The organism is Burkholderia sp. HI2714 (assembly GCF_002223085.1).
In the GTDB taxonomy this organism is placed as follows: Bacteria; Pseudomonadota; Gammaproteobacteria; order Burkholderiales; family Burkholderiaceae; genus Burkholderia; species Burkholderia lata_D.
The window spans coordinates 1-16,143 of record NZ_NKFM01000026.1; the positions used below are offsets into that span (position 1 = coordinate 1).

17 protein-coding genes are annotated in these 16,143 nt (G+C 68.0%); 8 read left to right on the forward strand and 9 right to left on the reverse strand.

The features are described from left to right. Positions 1-351: 351 nt before the first annotated feature. Positions 352-624, forward strand: coding sequence for a 30S ribosomal protein S20 (rpsT, locus tag CFB82_RS14365; protein ID WP_006482211.1), 273 nt, complete (start codon positions 352-354; stop codon positions 622-624). A 157-nt stretch (positions 625-781) separates the two neighbouring features. On the opposite strand, the gene CFB82_RS14370 is transcribed toward rpsT, so the two are convergent. Next, complete coding sequence (locus tag CFB82_RS14370; RefSeq protein ID WP_069248689.1) at positions 782-1,102, reverse strand: DUF3579 domain-containing protein; 321 nt, start codon at positions 1,100-1,102, stop codon at positions 782-784. A gap of 413 nt (positions 1,103-1,515) precedes the next feature. Between CFB82_RS14370 and argF the strand changes: the two genes are divergently transcribed. Further along, positions 1,516-2,445: an ornithine carbamoyltransferase gene (gene argF / locus CFB82_RS14380; protein WP_069248690.1), complete on the forward strand. Its 930-nt coding sequence runs from the start codon at positions 1,516-1,518 to the stop codon at positions 2,443-2,445. A 90-nt stretch (positions 2,446-2,535) separates the two neighbouring features. Here the strand turns inward: argF and murB are convergent, their stop codons facing one another. Continuing rightward, positions 2,536-3,585: a UDP-N-acetylmuramate dehydrogenase gene (murB, locus tag CFB82_RS14385; protein WP_089484475.1), complete on the reverse strand. Its 1,050-nt coding sequence runs from the start codon at positions 3,583-3,585 to the stop codon at positions 2,536-2,538. A 137-nt stretch (positions 3,586-3,722) separates the two neighbouring features. Between murB and CFB82_RS14390 the strand changes: the two genes are divergently transcribed. Next, entirely contained in the window at positions 3,723-4,208 is a 486-nt protein-coding gene (locus CFB82_RS14390; protein ID WP_039368282.1) for a YajQ family cyclic di-GMP-binding protein, read from the forward strand. A 79-nt stretch (positions 4,209-4,287) separates the two neighbouring features. Here the strand turns inward: CFB82_RS14390 and plsY are convergent, their stop codons facing one another. Together plsY and ybaK are read right to left on the reverse strand one after the other, a co-directional pair. Beyond that, on the reverse strand, positions 4,288-4,926 hold the full coding sequence (gene plsY, locus CFB82_RS14395) for a glycerol-3-phosphate 1-O-acyltransferase PlsY (protein ID WP_027789279.1): 639 nt from the start codon (positions 4,924-4,926) through the stop codon (positions 4,288-4,290). Positions 4,927-5,034: 108 nt separating this feature from the next. After that, positions 5,035-5,526: a Cys-tRNA(Pro) deacylase gene (gene ybaK / locus CFB82_RS14400; protein ID WP_069248692.1), complete on the reverse strand. Its 492-nt coding sequence runs from the start codon at positions 5,524-5,526 to the stop codon at positions 5,035-5,037. Between the two features lie 243 nt (positions 5,527-5,769). On the opposite strand from ybaK, the gene CFB82_RS14405 reads away from it, so the two are divergent. Next, complete coding sequence (locus CFB82_RS14405; RefSeq protein WP_089484476.1) at positions 5,770-7,332, forward strand: class I adenylate-forming enzyme family protein; 1,563 nt, start codon at positions 5,770-5,772, stop codon at positions 7,330-7,332. 48 nt (positions 7,333-7,380) lie between these two features. Here CFB82_RS14405 and xerD read toward each other — a convergent pair whose 3' ends face one another. From xerD to queG, 3 genes are all read right to left on the reverse strand, one after another. Then, positions 7,381-8,331 carry a site-specific tyrosine recombinase XerD gene (gene xerD, locus CFB82_RS14410; protein WP_089484477.1) on the reverse strand — a complete coding sequence of 317 codons (951 nt, stop codon included), beginning with the start codon at positions 8,329-8,331 and terminating at the stop codon, positions 7,381-7,383. After that, on the reverse strand, positions 8,331-8,798 hold the full coding sequence (locus CFB82_RS14415) for a methylated-DNA--[protein]-cysteine S-methyltransferase (RefSeq protein WP_034190552.1): 468 nt from the start codon (positions 8,796-8,798) through the stop codon (positions 8,331-8,333). The genes xerD and CFB82_RS14415 overlap by 1 nt, the downstream gene beginning before the upstream one ends. Positions 8,799-8,862: 64 nt before the next feature. Then, on the reverse strand, positions 8,863-10,098 hold the full coding sequence (gene queG, locus CFB82_RS14420) for a tRNA epoxyqueuosine(34) reductase QueG (protein ID WP_069248696.1): 1,236 nt from the start codon (positions 10,096-10,098) through the stop codon (positions 8,863-8,865). Between the two features lie 17 nt (positions 10,099-10,115). Between queG and tsaE the strand changes: the two genes are divergently transcribed. Further along, positions 10,116-10,670, forward strand: coding sequence for a tRNA (adenosine(37)-N6)-threonylcarbamoyltransferase complex ATPase subunit type 1 TsaE (gene tsaE / locus CFB82_RS14425; RefSeq protein WP_089426181.1), 555 nt, complete (start codon positions 10,116-10,118; stop codon positions 10,668-10,670). Then, entirely contained in the window at positions 10,652-12,172 is a 1,521-nt protein-coding gene (locus tag CFB82_RS14430) for an N-acetylmuramoyl-L-alanine amidase (RefSeq protein ID WP_089484478.1), read from the forward strand. Before tsaE ends, CFB82_RS14430 begins: the two co-directional genes overlap by 19 nt. A 54-nt stretch (positions 12,173-12,226) precedes the next feature. On the opposite strand, the gene CFB82_RS14435 is transcribed toward CFB82_RS14430, so the two are convergent. Beyond that, positions 12,227-13,105 (reverse strand): EamA family transporter, encoded by an 879-nt coding sequence (locus tag CFB82_RS14435; protein ID WP_174943614.1) that lies wholly within the window; start codon positions 13,103-13,105, stop codon positions 12,227-12,229. Between the two features lie 247 nt (positions 13,106-13,352). On the opposite strand from CFB82_RS14435, the gene CFB82_RS14440 reads away from it, so the two are divergent. After that, positions 13,353-14,234, forward strand: coding sequence for a pirin family protein (locus CFB82_RS14440; protein ID WP_089484480.1), 882 nt, complete (start codon positions 13,353-13,355; stop codon positions 14,232-14,234). Between the two features lie 52 nt (positions 14,235-14,286). Then, positions 14,287-15,135 carry a thioredoxin gene (gene trxA, locus CFB82_RS14445; protein WP_069248701.1) on the forward strand — a complete coding sequence of 283 codons (849 nt, stop codon included), beginning with the start codon at positions 14,287-14,289 and terminating at the stop codon, positions 15,133-15,135. Between the two features lie 113 nt (positions 15,136-15,248). Here trxA and tcdA read toward each other — a convergent pair whose 3' ends face one another. After that, the gene (gene tcdA, locus CFB82_RS14450) at positions 15,249-16,106 is read right to left on the reverse strand and encodes a tRNA cyclic N6-threonylcarbamoyladenosine(37) synthase TcdA (protein ID WP_089484481.1); all 858 of its coding nucleotides are present in this window, start codon (positions 16,104-16,106) and stop codon (positions 15,249-15,251) included. Positions 16,107-16,143 lie beyond the last annotated feature (37 nt).

Below are 16,143 nucleotides of genomic sequence, written 5' to 3' on the forward strand. Positions count from 1 at the left end.
ATGGCACAACAGCAGCAGCCCAAAAAGGTCAGCCTGAAAAACATTCGCAACCTCGCCGCATGGGACACCGCTATGCGCGAGTCCGTTCTGGGCCTTGCCTGACAAGGGCCTTCATGCGGAAGCCCTGGGCGGGTGTCACGTTGAACTTGCCACGCGCTTGATTTTGTTGCTATAATCGCCGGTTTCTGGGCTCGTACATGCACGGCAACTGCCGTTTTCATGTCCCTGCCTCGGTTAAAATCACCGTTTTTTTATGCGCCCCTGGGCAATCGTTCTCAGGGGACGGATCGAAAAGCAGCGCTTGGCCGTCAGGCTCCAAGCTCTGGAAACAGGACAGGATAAGGAACCGTCATGGCTAACTCCGCACAAGCACGCAAGCGCGCCCGCCAGGCCGCGAAGGCAAACTCGCACAACTCGGCGCTGCGCTCGAAATTCCGTACCGCGATCAAGTCGGTTCGCAAGGCTGTTGAAGCCGGCGACCAGGCAAAGGCTGCCGAGCTGTTCAAGGCTGCCGTGAAGACGATCGACACGATCGCCGACAAGAAGATCGTTCACAAGAACAAGGCCGCTCGCAGCAAGAGCCGCCTGGCCGCAGCCGTCAAGGGTCTGCAGGCAGCAGCGTAAATCCGGTGCGCCCGCTCACGCGGGCGTTCCTGTTTCCTGCGATCGCAAAAAAGCCCGCCTAGGCGGGCTTTTTTGTCGCCTGTCGCCGGCGCATCCTGCCAGCCGACGACGGTTGCCACGAGGGCGGGCGCGGCAAGCGCCCTCGCCCGCACCGGCATCACTTCTTCGCGCCGTAGTCCGGCAGTTCGCACGCCTCGGTCACGACGAGGTTGTTGTCCTTCGCGAAATTCAGCACGAAATCGAACGCCATCGGCTCGACATCGCGCAGCCGGGAATCGAGGATCACGCATTTCAGGTCGCCGAGCATCGTCGGACGCACGTAGAGCGAATACTTGAGGCGCGCGTTCGGCCCGCTCGCCCCCGGCCCGAAGCAGGCCATCACACCGGCCAGACGTTCCGACCAGTCGCTCGGGCGAAACTTTTTCCCGTCTTTCGTGATGCCCTGGATGAAGAATTCGGTCGGAGGGGTTTCAGCCATGTGGTTACCCAAGTGACGGCCCGGCGATGTCCAGGCAACGGCGCCTGGATACGCGAACACAAAGCTGAAACGGACGGCGGCACAAGCAGTCCGATATCCCGAAAACGGGACGTCGGTGCGCGCCACCGGCGGACTGCACCGGATTTGTGCAGCGCACGGCTTGTGTCCGGCAGAGCGCGAAAAGGCTTGCCTGCCGGGCTGGAGAAAACTTTTGGATTATACCGCAGCGCGCCATCGCGCGCCGTCCCGACACCCCTCCTCCTGCGTCGCCTGCCGCGCGCGGCGATCGAGCCCCGGCTCTTTCCGCGGCTCGTCAAAGCACAGAAAATCCTTTATGCTGCTTTGAGTTATCCACACCCGACGGCGGCGCCGTCCGGCCTTGCTGCCGGGTGCAACCCGCCGTATTTCGCTTCATGACCGCCAAAACCATTCGTCACTACCTGCAGTTCAAGGATTTCTCGCTGGAAGACTACGAGTACGTGCTCGAACGCACGGGTATCCTGAAGCGCAAGTTCAAGAACTACGAGACCTATCACCCGCTGCACGACCGCACGCTCGCGATGATCTTCGAGAAGAGCTCGACGCGCACGCGCCTGTCGTTCGAAGCCGGGATCTTCCAGCTCGGCGGCCACGCCGTCTTCATGAGCACGCGCGACACGCAGCTCGGCCGCGGCGAACCCGTCGAGGATTCCGCTCAGGTCATCTCGCGGATGGTCGACATCATCATGATCCGCACGTTCGAGCAGGACGTCATCAAGCGCTTCGCGGACAATTCCCGCGTGCCGGTGATCAACGGCCTGACGAACGAGTACCACCCGTGCCAGGTGCTCGCCGACATCTTCACGTATTACGAGCACCGCGGCCCGATCGCCGGCAAGACCGTCGCGTGGGTCGGCGATGCGAACAACATGCTCTACACGTGGATCGAAGCCGCGCAGATCCTCGGCTTCAAGCTGCGCCTGTCCACGCCGCCCGGCTACGCGCTCGACATGAAGCTCGTATCGCCCGACAGCGCGCCGTTCTACGAAGTGTTCGACGATCCGAACGAAGCGTGCAAGGGCGCCGATCTCGTCACCACCGACGTATGGACGAGCATGGGCTTCGAGGCCGAGAACGAGGCCCGCAAGCAGGCGTTCGCCGACTGGTGTGTCGACGAGGAAATGATGGGCCACGCGAACCCGGACGCCCTCTTCATGCACTGCCTGCCCGCGCACCGCGGCGAGGAAGTGACGGCCGGCGTGATCGACGGCCCGCAGAGCGTCGTGTGGGACGAAGCGGAAAACCGCCTGCACGTGCAGAAGGCACTGATGGAGTTCCTGCTGCTCGGCCGCCTCAAGCACTGACGCGCCGGCAACTCACCATCCATGAAAAAAGCGCCGATCGTCGATCGGCGCTTTTTGTTTGGGCGCGAGACAAGCTGCGCCAAACCCGCGTTACAGACAGACCGGTTCGGGCTCGAGTTCGACGCCGAAACGTGCGCGTACGTCGGCCTGGATCGCCTGCGCCAGCGCAAGCACGTCGGCACCGGTCGCGCCGCCGCGATTGACGAGCACGAGCGCCTGGCGGTCGTGCACGGCCGCCGCGCCCAGCGCGCGCCCCTTCCAGCCGCAGCGGTCGATCAGCCAGCCGGCCGCGAGCTTGACCTGCCCGTCCGGCTGCGGATACGACACGACTTCCGGCGCGCGGGCGCGCAGCGCATCGAACTGCGCGGCATCGATCACCGGATTCTTGAAGAAACTGCCCGCGTTGCCGAGGACGAGCGGATCGGGCAGCTTCGCGCGGCGGATCGCGACGACCGCGTCGAACACGTCGCGCGCCGTGGCCGCGTCGGCTGCAATGCCACGTGCGTCGAGCTCGCGTGTGACGTCCGCGTAGCCGAGCCGCGGCGCCCATTGCTTCGGCAACCGGAACGTCACCGACACGATCGCGAACCGGCCGCGCCCTTCCCGCTTGAAGAAGCTGTCGCGATAGCCGAACGCGCAGCGCGCGGCGTCGAAATGCTCGCTGCGCCCCGTCGCCAGCTCGACCGCGACCAGCGAGTCGAAATACGCCTTCATCTCGAGGCCGTATGCGCCGATGTTCTGGATGGGCGCGGCGCCGACCGTGCCGGGAATCAGCGCGAGGTTCTCGAGGCCCGCCATCCCGTGCTCGAGCGTCCACGCGACGAATGCGTGCCAGTTCTCGCCGCCGCCGGCCTCGACGTACCACGCGTCGTCGTCCTCGCGCACGACGCGGCGCCCCGCGATCTCGTCGAGCAGCACGACGCCGTCGAAGTCGCGCGTGAACACGACGTTGCTGCCGCCGCCGAGCACGAGCTGCGGCAGGTTCGCGACGCGCGGGTCGCGATGGAGCGCCTCGAACTGCGACGCGTGCGTAATGCGCGCGGCAAAGCGCGCGGTCGCGGCGATGCCGAACGTGTTGTGCGCGGCGAGCGGATGGTCGGGAAGCAGCGACAGGGTGGAATCGTCAGGAGGCATCGGCATTCGCGGTCACGTCCGCCCGGTCGGCGCATGGCCGGCCTTGGGCAAACGGAGGGGCATCGGTAAAATGGCAAACAGTCCGCAATTATAGCGAGTGCCCGCGCGCGAGCCGGGTGCCCGCATCTCAAGGGAGGAATGCCATGCCATCGTTCGACGTCGTTTCCGAAGCGAACATGATCGAAGTGAAGAACGCCATCGAGCAGTCGAACAAGGAAATTTCGACGCGCTTCGACTTCAAGGGCTCCGACGCGCGCGTCGAGCAGAAGGAACGCGAGCTGACGCTGTTCGCCGATGACGATTTCAAGCTGGGCCAGGTCAAGGACGTGCTGATCGGCAAGCTGGCGAAGCGCAACGTCGACGTGCGCTTCCTCGACTACGGCAAGGTCGAGAAGATCGGCGGCGACAAGGTCAAGCAGATCGTCACCGTGAAGAAAGGCGTGACCGGCGATCTCGCGAAGAAGATCGTGCGCCTCGTGAAGGACAGCAAGATCAAGGTGCAGGCGAGCATCCAGGGCGACGCCGTGCGCGTGAACGGCACGAAGCGCGACGACCTGCAGAGCGTGATCGCGATGCTGCGCAAGGACGTGACCGACACGCCGCTCGACTTCAACAACTTCCGCGACTGATCGCCGGGCGATCCGTCACGTCATCCCGCCGGGCCCCGCACACGCGGCGCGCCCGGCTGCGGCCAAGCGCCGCGCTTCCTCAGGCTTTCCCGCCGTCCTGCGCGCCGCCATCCGCGGCCGCCTTCTTCTTGTCGCCGATCCGGCTTTCCTGCCCCGCCAGCAGCTTCGAAATGTTGCCGCGGTGGCGCCACACGAGCAGCACGCTCATCGCGAGCACGGCCCACGCGACCGGGTTGTGGCCCGTGCCGAACAGGAACACGTCGAACACCGGCGCGAACACGGCCGCCACCAACGCCGCGAGCGACGAATAGCGGAAGAAGAACGCGACGATCAGCCAGGTCAGCGCGGTCGCGAGCCCGAGCACCGGGTGCACCGCGAGCAGTACACCGGCCGCGGTCGCGACGCCCTTGCCGCCCTGGAAGCGGAAGAACACCGGATACAGGTGGCCGAGGAACACGGCGATCGCGACCCATGCGACCGCGACGTCGGGCAGGCCGAAGCGCCGGGCGAGCCAGACGGCAATCCAGCCCTTGAATGCATCCCCGACGAGCGTCAGGATCGCGGCCTTCTTGTTGCCGCTGCGCAGCACGTTGGTCGCGCCGGGATTCTTCGACCCGTACGAACGCGGGTCGGCCAGGCCCATCGCGCCACTGACGACGACGGCGAATGACACCGAACCGATCAGGTAGGCAACGAGGGCGGCGAGCAGGATCTGCATGCGGAGGACTCTTCTTTCAACGTATCGGTAAAGGGACGGCTGCGCGCGGCACGCCGAAACGGCGCCCATTCTACCGAACGCGCGCGGCCTGCCACGAAGGTGAAACCCTCAGTCGGCACTGGCGCACTGCACGGGCTGCGCGCCGAGCAGCGACGTGAGCACGGCCGGCGCGAGGCTGACGAGGTAGCCGCGACGCCCGCCGTTCAGGTAGATCGTCGGCAGCTCGAGGATCGTCGCCTCGACGTAGACGGGCATCGTCTTGCGCGTGCCGAACGGCGACGTGCCGCCGACGAGATAGCCCGAATGGCGGTTCGCGACCTCGGGCTTGCACGGCTCGACGCGCTTCGCGCCGATCTGCCGCGCGAGGTTCTTCGTCGACACGGTGCGGTCGCCGTGCATCAGCACGATCAGCGGCTTCGCGTGCTCGTCTTCCATCACGAGCGTCTTCACGACGCTGTGCTCGTCGACGCCGAGCTGGCGGGCCGATTCGCCGGTGCCGCCGTGCTCGACGTAGTCGTACGGATGCTCGCCGAACGCAACGCCGTGGCGGCGCAGCAACTGGGTCGCGGGGGTTTCGGACACATGCCTGGATTTGCTCATGGCGGCATTTTAATGGTGAACGACCGGCGCGCGCGATAACGCCCTCGCGCCGGCCCGGCGGTATACTCGCGGCCCGTTTTTTCGCCGGGCGGCCTGCTGCGGCGCCGCAACGATTCCGTCCATCATCATTGCGGACATCGCGAAGCGCTATTGCCCGAATGGCCGATTGTGGCGCGCGCGCCGTCATGGCACGATCGTTCGCCAACCTCGTCAGCCGCCGCCCGCCCTTTTTCTGGAGACGCCATGCTCTCGTCCCTCCGTTCTTCCGAGCCGCTCGACGTCGACGCACTGCTCGCCGCGCTGCCTCGCCGCATCGCCGACGTGCCCGCACGGTGGGCCGCGCAGGCGCCCGCGCATCCGGCGCTGATCGAGGACGCGCGCCGCCTGTCGTACGGCGACCTGTCGCAGGCCGTCGATGCGGCAGCCGCGCTGCTTGCCAACCTCGGCGTGCAAGGCGGCGACCGCGTGATGATCGTCGCCGAAAACTGCGTCGCGCAAATCGTGCTGCTGTTCGCAGTCGCCCGCCTCGACGCGTGGGCACTCGTGTCGAACGCGCGGTTGTCCGCCGGTGAGCTCGACGCGATCGCCGCGCATGCGCGGCCGAAGCTGATCGCGTTCACCACCGACGCATCGCCCGACGCGCGCACGCATGCCGCGCGGTACGCCGCAACGCCCGCCGGCGCACTGCCGGTCGACGTCGGCGCATGGTCGTACCACGTCGACGCGAGCGCGCCGGGCGAACCGGTCGCCGCCGACGGTGCCGCGCAATGCGCGGCGCTGATCTACACGACCGGCACGACCGGCACGCCGAAAGGCGTGATGCTGTCGCATCGCAACCTGCTGTTCATCGCGGCGACCTCGAGCACGCTGCGCCGCGTGTCGCCCGACGACGTCGTCTACACGGTGCTGCCCGTGTCGCACGTGTACGGGCTCGCGTCGGTCTGCCTCGGCAGCCTGTACGCGGGCGCGACGCTGCGGCTCGCGCCGCGCTTCTCGCCGGAAGCCGTGCGCGTCGCGCTCGCCGACGAAGGCGTCACGATCTTCCAGGGCGTACCCGCGATGCACGCCAAGCTGCTCGAACACCTGCACACGCACGGTCACGCGTGGCGCGCACCGCGCCTGCGCTTCGCGTATTCGGGCGGCTCGCCGCTCGACGCGAACCTGAAGGCGCGTGTCGAGCGCCTGTACGGCGTGCCGCTGCACAACGGCTACGGGATGACCGAAAGCAGCCCGACGATCACGCAGACGCCGCTCGACGCGCCGCGCACCGACAGCTCGGTCGGCGTGCCGATTCCCGGCGTGGAGATGCGGATCGTCGCGCCGGACGGCACCGACGTGCCGCCGGGTGAAGTCGGCGAGATCCGCGTGCGAGGGCCGAACGTGATGCTCGGCTACTACCGCAACGCGGACGCCACGCACGCGGCCGTGTCGCCGGACGGCTGGCTGAGCACCGGCGACCTCGCGCGGCAGGAGGCGGACGGCGCGGTAACGATCGCGGGCCGGAGCAAGGAGCTGATCATCCGGTCGGGCTTCAACGTCTATCCGGTCGAAGTCGAGCAGGTACTGAACGCGCATCCGGACGTCGTGCAGGCGGCCGTCATCGGCCGCGCGGTCGAAGGCAACGAGGAAGTGCTCGCGTTCGTCGAGCTCGTGCCCGGCGCGACGGCAGACGAAGCGGCATTGCACGCATGGTGTGCGGAGCGGCTCGCGCCTTACAAGCGCCCCGCGCACCTCCGCGTGCTCGACGCGCTGCCGGCCGCGTCGACGGGCAAGGTGCTGAAGCACAAGTTGCGCGAGCTGGTCTGAATTGGGCAGGCCGTCGCACGTGGCGCGGGCGGCGCCGCGCCGGATGCGCTAACCGCGCGGATGGTGTTGCGCGTGCAGCGTCTTCAAGCGCTCGCGTGCAACGTGCGTATAGATCTGCGTGGTCGAGATATCGCTGTGGCCGAGCAGCAGCTGCACGACGCGCAGGTCGGCGCCATGGTTCAGCAAGTGCGTCGCGAACGCGTGCCGCAGCGTGTGCGGCGACAGGTGCGCGCGCACGTCCGCGTGCTGCGCGTGGCGCTTGATGATGTTCCAGAACTGCTGGCGCGTCATCCCGTCGCCGCGCGCGGTCACGAACAGCGCGTCGGCCGCGCGCGCACCGAGCAGCGCCGGCCGCGCCTCGCGCAGGTAGCGCTCGATCCACCCTTGCGCGACTTCGCCGAACGGCACGAGCCGCTCCTTCGAGCCCTTGCCCATCACGCGCACGACGCCCTCGTTGAGCCCGACCTCGACGGTCTTCAGCATCACGAGCTCGCTCACGCGCAGCCCGCTCGCATACATCAGCTCGAGCATCGTGCGATCGCGCAGGCCGAGCGGCGTGCCGACGTCGGGCGCACCGAGCAGCGCCTCGACCTGCGCCTCCGACAGCGTCGACGGAAACCGGGCGGCCTGTTTCGCGGACAGGATCCGCAGCGTCGGGTCGGCGCTCGCACGATGCTCGCGCACGGCCCAGCCGTAATAGCGCCGGAACACGGAAAGCCGCCGGTTCGACGACGTCGCCTTGCCGTCGCTGCGCGCGGCGATGTAGCCCGTCACCATCGCTTCGTCGACCGAATCGAGCGACGCGTCGTACGTCTCCGCCAGCCATTGTGAAAACAGCACCAGATCACGCCGATACGCATCGAGCGTGTTGCGCGCAAGCCCGTGCTCGAGCCACAGCGCATCGCAAAACACGTCGATCGACGCGCGGCTCGCGAGCAACGCGGGCGACATCTCGACGGCATCGCCGTCGACTTCGGGGGACATCAGCGATTCACTCATCAGTACGGCACGCCTTCGTGCGCCAGCAGCCAGCGCTTCACTTTCTGGTAATAACCGTTGTCGTCGTGGTTTGCGAAGCCGCCGAGGCCGCCCGCCGCGACGACGCGATGGCACGGGATCACGAGCGGGAAGTAGTTCGCGCCGCACGCCTGGCCGACCGCGCGCGGCGCGCTGCCGATCCGCTTCGCGACCTGCCCGTAGGTCAGCACCGTGCCGGGCGGAATATCGCTGATCACGTCCCACACGCGGTGCTGGAACGCGCTGCCGACTTCGGCGAGCGGCAGGTCGAAGCGCGCCGACGCACGCTCGAAATACCGTTCGATCTGCTTGACCGCGCGCTTCGCGAGCGGCGAATCCGGATCGACCGACTTCACCGATTCGGGCAGATAGACGATCTCGCGCACCACCGCGGCATCCGTGCGGATGCCGACCTTGCCGAACGGCGCGTCGATGACTGCATTGAACATGGCCCTCTCCTGACCGATGGATGCGCGCGGCACCCCCGCGCGCCGACGACACTTTACGCCGCCTTCACGCGGCACGCAGCGCCCATTCAACGTGCTCGCGCACGACCGGCGACGGATCGTCGGCCCGCGCGCGCAACGCGGCGACGATCGCATCGCGCGCCTGCGGCGTGAGCCGGCCCGCGTCCGCGCGCAGCGCATTGCCGAGCCCGACCGCGAGATTGCGCAGCCAGCTTTCGTAGCCGATGCGCCGGATCGCACTGCCCTGCATCCGCGTATCGAACGCGTCCGCGTCCCACGCAAACAGCTCGACGAGCGTCGCGCGATCGAGGCCGTGCCGCACGTCGAAATCGGCGACGGGCGCGGCCTGCGCGAACTTGTTCCACGGGCACACGAGCTGGCAGTCGTCGCAGCCGTACACGCGATTGCCGATCATCGGCCGCAGCGGCTCGGGGATACTGCCTTTCAGTTCGATCGTCAGGTACGAGATGCAGCGGCGCGCATCGACGCGGTACGGCTCGACGATCGCACCGGTCGGGCAGGCGTCGATGCAGCGGGTGCAACTGCCGCAGTGCGCGCCGGGTGTCTCGGGCGCGGTGTCGGGGGACGTGTGCGCGTCGGTCGGCAGCGGAACGTCGACGTAGATCTCGCCGAGGAAGAACAGCGAGCCCGCATCGCGCTGCAGCAGCAGCGTGTGCTTGCCGCGCCAGCCGACGCCGGCCTTCTGCGCGAGCTCGACCTCGAGCACGGGCGCCGAATCGGTGAACACGCGGTAGCCGAACGCGCCGATCTCCTGCTCGATGCGCTCGGCGAGCGTCTGCAGGCGGTTGCGCAGCACCTTGTGATAGTCGCGGCCGCGCGCGTAGATCGATACGACGGCCGCCTGCGGATCGTCGAGCCGGGCCCGTTCGCGTGCACGCCAGTCGTGCAGTACGAGCGCGCCCGGCTCGCTTTCAGCCGCGTCGGCGGCGAGCGTTTCGGCCGGTAAATAGGCGAGCCGGGCGGAGATCACGCGTCGCGTACCGGCCACAAGTTCGGCCGGACGCGCGCGTTTCATCCCATGTTTCGCCATATAATCCATTTCGCCGTGGTATCCGGCTTCCAGCCAGGCGGCGAGGCCTGCTTCGGCATCCGAGAGATCGGTATCGCTGATGCCGATCGCCCCGAAACCCAATTCGCGCCCCCACGCCCTGATGCGCGCGGCGAGCGCAGTCAACGCCGCATCGTCGAGCGCGCACGGTGCCGCGCCTTCGGCACGAGTCGAAGGTCTGTCGGATGCGGCGAGTTCCGGTAATCGGTTCATCGCACTATTTTACGAGAATGCCAGCCACGCCAAGCCATCCGCCTCACGACGCCATGCTGCCCGCCCCGCTCGCGGAGCGCGTGATCGCGCTCGCCGACGAAGCGGCGACCGAGGCCTTCGGCACCCGCTTCGCGCACGCGCTCGACGCGGCGCGCACCGAGCTCGCCCGCGCGCATGCGTTCGACGGGCTGCAGATCCAGCTGGTCGGCGATCTCGGCGCGGGCAAGACGTCCCTCGTGCGCGCGATCCTGCGCGGCCTCGGCCACACGGGGCGCGTGCGCAGCCCGACCTATACGCTCGTCGAGCCGTACGCGCTCGAACGCGACGATGGGGAACTCGAGGTCTATCACTTCGATCTGTATCGTTTCAACGATCCGGCCGAATGGTCCGACGCGGGCTTTCGCGAATATTTCAATTCCAGCGCGATCTGCCTCGTCGAATGGCCACAACAGGCAGGCACGCTGCTCGGCGTACCCGATCTGGTTTTCTCGCTCGACGTGGACGGCGACGGCCGCGCCCTCACCGTCCGGGCGTACAGCGCTTCAGGAAAGGCATGTCTCGAAAGATGTTGATCAAACCGTTCCGCTCGATCGAATCGGCGGCCACCGCGACGCACAACTGGCGGCGCCGCCAGATCCTGTGCGCGGGCGCGTCGACGCTGGTGCTCGGTCTCGTCGCACCGCGGCTCGCACGCGCGTCGTCGGTGCTCGGCGTGCGCGTGTGGCCCGCTCGCGATTACACGCGCGTCACGATCGAATCCGACCAGCCGCTGCAGAATAGCCAACAGCTGCTGCAGGGTCCCGACCGTCTCGTCGTCGACCTGACCGGCCTCGACCTCGACCAGGCGCTGCGCGACCTCGTGTCGAAGATCGCGCCGAACGATCCGCAAATCCAGTCGGTGCGTGTCGGCCAGTATCAGCCGCACGTCGTGCGGATGGTGTTCGACCTGAAAGGCTCGGTGAAGCCGCAGGTGTTCACGCTGCCGCCGGTCGGCACCTACAAGTACCGGCTCGTGTTCGACCTGTATCCGGCCGTCGCGCCCGATCCGCTGTCCGACCTGATCGCGCAGACGGAACGCAAGGAACAGGCGCTCAACGACAACGCGCGCGCGCAGCAGATGCAGCCGCCGTCCACGCTGGCCGGCCCCGGTACCCCGCCTCCCGGCGCGGGCGACAACAGCGATGCGTTCTTCCAGCGCTTCGCGCAGAACACGCCGGCCACGCCGCACACGCCGCCCGCCACGCCTTCGACGCCCGCGAAGCCGGCCGTCAAGCCGCCGCCCGTCATCGCACGCCGCGACGACAGCGACGACGATGGCGACACCTACAAGTTCACCGCGCCGAAATCCGGCAAGGGCAGCACCGTTCGCCTGCTGACGGTGGCGATCGATCCGGGCCACGGCGGCGAGGATCCGGGCGCGATCGGCGGCGGCGGCACGTACGAGAAGCATATCGCGCTCGACATCGCGAAGAAGCTGCGCGCGAAGATCGACAGCGCACCGAACATGCGCGCGATGATGACGCGCGACGCCGATTTCTTCGTGCCGCTGAACGTGCGCGTGCAGAAGGCGCGCCGCGTGGGCGCCGACCTGTTCGTGTCGATCCACGCCGATGCATTCACGACGCCGTCCGCACGCGGCTCGTCGGTGTTCGCGCTGTCCGACCACGGCGCGACGAGCGCCGCGGCGCGCTGGATGGCGAACAAGGAGAATTCGTCCGACCTGATCGGCGGCATCAACATCAAGACGGCGGACGCGGCCGTGAACCGCGCGCTGTTCGACATGTCGACGACCGCGCAGATCCGCGATTCGCTGCGCTACGGCAACTACGTGCTGAAGGAAGTCGGCGGCATCAACAAGCTGCACAAGGGCTCGGTCGAGCAGGCCGGGTTCGCGGTACTGAAGGCGCCCGACATTCCGTCGATCCTCGTTGAAACGGCCTTCATCAGCAACCCGGAAGAAGAGAGCCGGCTGAACGACGACGGCTATCGCGACCAGATGGCCGACGCGATCTTCCGCGGCATCAAGCGTTATTTCGCCGCGAATCCGCCGCTTGCGAAGAGCCGGATGGCCTGACGGCCGTACCCGGCCACCCCGCCCCGCCGCCGGCACGCAGTGCGTGCCGGCGCGTCACGACGCCGCGAAGCGGCGCATCAGTTTCCCGCCGAACACGTTCACCGCGAGCCCGCCCATCACGAGCGCGGTGCCGATCAGTTGCGTTTGCGTCAGATGCTCGTCGAGCAGCAGCGCCGACGACGCGAGGCCGACGATCGGCACCAGCAGCGAGAACTGCGCGACCTGCGCGGCCGGATAGCGCGACAACAGGCGGCTCCACAGCCCGTAGCCGAGCAGCGTCGCGACGAACGCGAGATAGACGACCGCGAAGATCGACGCACCGTTCAGCCCGGCGAGCGCGGTCGCGATCCGCTGCGGCCCTTCGAACCACAGCGACAGCAGGAAAAACGGCACGGGCGGCACGAGGCTAGCCCACACGACGAGCGACACGAGGTTCGCACGGCCGACCTTCTTCGTGACGATGTTGCCGAACGCCCACATCGCGGCCGAGCAGATCGTCAGCAGGAAGCCCGCGAGCGTCATCGCGCGGCCGCCCTGCGCCGCGATCACGACGAGCCCGCCCGCGGCGATCGCAAGGCCGAGCAGGTTCTGCATGCGCAGCCGCTCGCCGAGGAACAGCATCGCAAAGACGAGCGTGAAGAATGCCTGCGACTGCAGCACGAGCGACGCGAGGCCGGCCGGCATGCCGACGTACATGCCGGTGAACAGGAACACGAACTGGCCGAGCTGGATCGTCGCGCCGTACAGCACCAGCAGGCGCCACGGAATCTGCGGCCGGCGCACGAAGAACACCGCGGGCACGGCCGCGAGCGTGAAGCGCAGCGCGCCGAGCAGCATCGGCGGCATCCCGTGCAGGCCGACCTTGATCACGACGAAGTTCACGCCCCATGCCAGGATCACGACCAGCGCAAGCAGCAAGTCCTTCGGGGCCATCATCGGCGTCTCCTCGATTGTCGAATGGTCGTGCAAGGTGCGCTCAGGCCCTGTCGCGTTGCGACGGACGCCCCGAGAGGACTGCCTTCGAGGCGGAAAACCCGGGGCGGCCCGGCGTTTTCCTCTGAGAAGCCGGTCAGTCTACCGGGTTTCAGCCCCCGGCCCGATACCCGCGCGGCGCACATGGAATCGGCGGCGGAGGCCAGTACAATGACCGGCATCCCCCGCCGCCCCCACAGGATCCGTCATGACCGCTCCGATCAAAGCCCTGCTGAAGCCGCACGTTCGCGACATCGGCAACCTGCAGGTGCGCCGCACGCTGCCCGCGCTCGCCGCCCGCCTCGTCGGCCCGTTCATCTTCTTCGATCACATGGGGCCCGCCACGCTGCCACCCGGCACGGGGCTCGACGTGCGCCCGCACCCGCATATCGGCCTCGCCACCGTCACCTACCTGTTCGACGGCGCGATCCTGCACCGCGACAGCCTCGGCTCGCTGCAGGAGATCGTGCCCGGTGACGTGAACTGGATGACGGCCGGCCGCGGGATCGTCCACTCCGAACGCACGCCCGACGCGCAGCGCGAACACGGCCACACCGTGCACGGGATCCAGACCTGGGTCGCGCTGCCGCGCGCGCACGAGACGACCGAGCCGTCGTTCGAGCACCATGCGGCCGACACGCTGCCGAAGCGCAGCGAGGACGGCGTATCGCTGACGGTGATCGCCGGCGACGCGTTCGGGCTGCGCTCGCCGGTCACGACGTTCTCGCGCACGCTGTACGTCGCGGCTGAATTCGCGGCCGGCGGCCGTCTCGCACTCGACGCGTCGCACGAGGAGCGCGCGGTCTACGTGGTCGATGGCGAGCTCGCGATCGACGGCACGCCCGTGCCGGCCGAGCAGATGGCCGTGCTCGCCCCCGGCGCCGTGGTCACGCTGACGAGCGGCAGCGGCGCGCGTGCGATGCTGCTCGGCGGCGACAAGATCGACGGCGAGCGCTTCATCGAATGGAATTTCGTCGCCAGCAGCCGCGAGGCGATCGAGCGAGCGAAAGAAGCCTGGACGCGCCAGGAAATGGGCAAGGTGCCGGGCGAGACGGAGTGGATTCCGCTGCCCGAGTCGAAGCCGCGTTGAAAAAGGGGCGCGCCGCCCCCATCCTGACGATATTCGAACGGAAGAGAACGACATGGACACCACGCTTGCCACATTCGAGAAAGACGTCATCGAGGCGTCGCTGGACGCACCCGTGCTGGTCGACTTCTGGGCGCCGTGGTGCGGCCCCTGCAAGACGCTCGGCCCGCTGCTGGAAAAGCTCGAAGGCGACTACGAAGGCCGCTGGAAGCTCGTGAAGGTCAACGTCGACGAGAACCAGGAACTGGCCGCGCACTTCCAGACGCGCAGCATCCCGCACGTGATCGCGTTCGCCGACGGGCGCCCGGTCGACCAGTTCGTCGGCGTGCTGCCCGAAGGCCAGCTGCGCGCCTTCCTCGACCGGCTGCTGCCGGCACCCGAGGAAGCCGAACGGCGTGCCGCGCAGTACGCGATGGCCGAGGCGCGCTACGACGACGCGCTCACGCACCTCGAGGCGGCGCTCGCGCTGAACCCCGGCTTCGACGACGCCCGCCTTGATTTGATCGAACTGCTGCTCGCGAACAACCAGGTCGACGCGGCACGCGCCGAGACCGAGCGCCTGTCGCCGCAGACCGTGCAGAACGGCGATCCACGCTACCAGGCGATCAAGACCCGTTTCGACGCACTCGACGCCACGGCCGACCTGCCGCCGACCGATGCGCTCGAAGCGCGCATCGCGGCGAACCCGGCCGACCTCGACGCGCGCTTCGATCTGGCGCAGAGCCTGATCGCGCGGCGGGCGTACGAAGGCGCGGTGGAGCAGTTGCTGGAAATCGTCACGCGCGACCGCGCGTACGGCGACGATCTCGGCCGCCGCACGCTGATCTCGGTGTTCGAACTGGCCGGCGATCGCCCGGATCTCGTCGCCGGGTGGCGGCGCAGGCTGAGCATGGCGCTCAACTGAACGGATGTGTGACCGGCCGGGCCGCAACGGCCCGGCTGCGGGATCGCCCCGCATGACGGACGACGGCGCGCGTCACGCGCCGCAATGCCTCGACGACCGCGATTCGCAGCGGCTCAGCCGGCGGCCTGCGCCGCGATCGCGCGCAGCGCATGCGCGGCGGCCGCGAAGCCGAAGCTCGCGGTCACGCACACGCTCGAACCGAACCCCGCACAGTTGAGCCCCGCGACGTGCGCAGCCGTGGACGGCTCGGTGCCGTCCTCGAGGTCGCACGCGGCTGCTTCCGGATAGATCAGCGGCTCGTCCGAATACACGGCGCTGACCTTGAAACGCGCCTTCGGCCCGCGCGGAAAGCCGTGCTGCTTGCGCAATTGCGCGCGCACTTTCGACAGCAGCGGATCCTGGATCGTCAGCGCGAGATCGTCGATCCGGATGCGCGTCGGGTCGAGCTGGCCGCCCGCGCCGCCGACCACGACGAGCGGCTGGCGCTTCGCGACGCACCATGCGATCAGCGCAACCTTCGTGCGCACGCTGTCGATCGCGTCGATCACGTAGTCGAAGCCGCCGCCGAGCAGCGCGTCGAAGTTGTCGGGCTCGACGAAATCCTCGATCCGGTTCACGCGGCACGCGGGATCGATCAGCGCGATCCGTTCGGCCATCGCGTCGACCTTCGGCTTGCCGTAATTGCCGTCGAGCGCATGGATCTGCCGGTTCGTATTGCTTTCGGCAACGTTGTCGAGATCGATCAGCGTCAGCGTGCCGACCGCGTTGCGCGCGAGCGCCTCGGCCACCCACGAGCCGACGCCGCCGATCCCGATCACCGCGACGTGCGCGCGCTCGAACGCGGCGGCGGCCGGTGCGCCGTACAGCCGCGCAACGCCGCCGAAACGCCGCGCGCGATCCACGTCAAGCTGGATTTCCGGGGTCGGGGTAAGATCAGAGGAACTGGGCGGGGCAGCGTCGGCGACGGACATGGCAGCAAGGAAAACGTAAGTCGTGCAGCCCTCTATT

What these genes read in the sequence shown, in the direction of transcription:
- rpsT (WP_006482211.1), top strand. Translation starts at nt 352, where the DNA reads ATGGCTAACTCCGCACAAGCACGCAAGCGCGCCCGCCAGGCCGCGAAG.
- CFB82_RS14370 (WP_069248689.1), bottom strand. Translation starts at nt 1,102, where the DNA reads ATGGCTGAAACCCCTCCGACCGAATTCTTCATCCAGGGCATCACGAAA.
- argF (WP_069248690.1), top strand. Translation starts at nt 1,516, where the DNA reads ATGACCGCCAAAACCATTCGTCACTACCTGCAGTTCAAGGATTTCTCG.
- murB (WP_089484475.1), bottom strand. Translation starts at nt 3,585, where the DNA reads ATGCCGATGCCTCCTGACGATTCCACCCTGTCGCTGCTTCCCGACCAT.
- CFB82_RS14390 (WP_039368282.1), top strand. Translation starts at nt 3,723, where the DNA reads ATGCCATCGTTCGACGTCGTTTCCGAAGCGAACATGATCGAAGTGAAG.
- plsY (WP_027789279.1), bottom strand. Translation starts at nt 4,926, where the DNA reads ATGCAGATCCTGCTCGCCGCCCTCGTTGCCTACCTGATCGGTTCGGTG.
- ybaK (WP_069248692.1), bottom strand. Translation starts at nt 5,526, where the DNA reads ATGAGCAAATCCAGGCATGTGTCCGAAACCCCCGCGACCCAGTTGCTG.
- CFB82_RS14405 (WP_089484476.1), top strand. Translation starts at nt 5,770, where the DNA reads ATGCTCTCGTCCCTCCGTTCTTCCGAGCCGCTCGACGTCGACGCACTG.
- xerD (WP_089484477.1), bottom strand. Translation starts at nt 8,331, where the DNA reads ATGAGTGAATCGCTGATGTCCCCCGAAGTCGACGGCGATGCCGTCGAG.
- CFB82_RS14415 (WP_034190552.1), bottom strand. Translation starts at nt 8,798, where the DNA reads ATGTTCAATGCAGTCATCGACGCGCCGTTCGGCAAGGTCGGCATCCGC.
- queG (WP_069248696.1), bottom strand. Translation starts at nt 10,098, where the DNA reads ATGAACCGATTACCGGAACTCGCCGCATCCGACAGACCTTCGACTCGT.
- tsaE (WP_089426181.1), top strand. Translation starts at nt 10,116, where the DNA reads ATGCCAGCCACGCCAAGCCATCCGCCTCACGACGCCATGCTGCCCGCC.
- CFB82_RS14430 (WP_089484478.1), top strand. Translation starts at nt 10,652, where the DNA reads ATGTCTCGAAAGATGTTGATCAAACCGTTCCGCTCGATCGAATCGGCG.
- CFB82_RS14435 (WP_174943614.1), bottom strand. Translation starts at nt 13,105, where the DNA reads ATGGCCCCGAAGGACTTGCTGCTTGCGCTGGTCGTGATCCTGGCATGG.
- CFB82_RS14440 (WP_089484480.1), top strand. Translation starts at nt 13,353, where the DNA reads ATGACCGCTCCGATCAAAGCCCTGCTGAAGCCGCACGTTCGCGACATC.
- trxA (WP_069248701.1), top strand. Translation starts at nt 14,287, where the DNA reads ATGGACACCACGCTTGCCACATTCGAGAAAGACGTCATCGAGGCGTCG.
- tcdA (WP_089484481.1), bottom strand. Translation starts at nt 16,106, where the DNA reads ATGTCCGTCGCCGACGCTGCCCCGCCCAGTTCCTCTGATCTTACCCCG.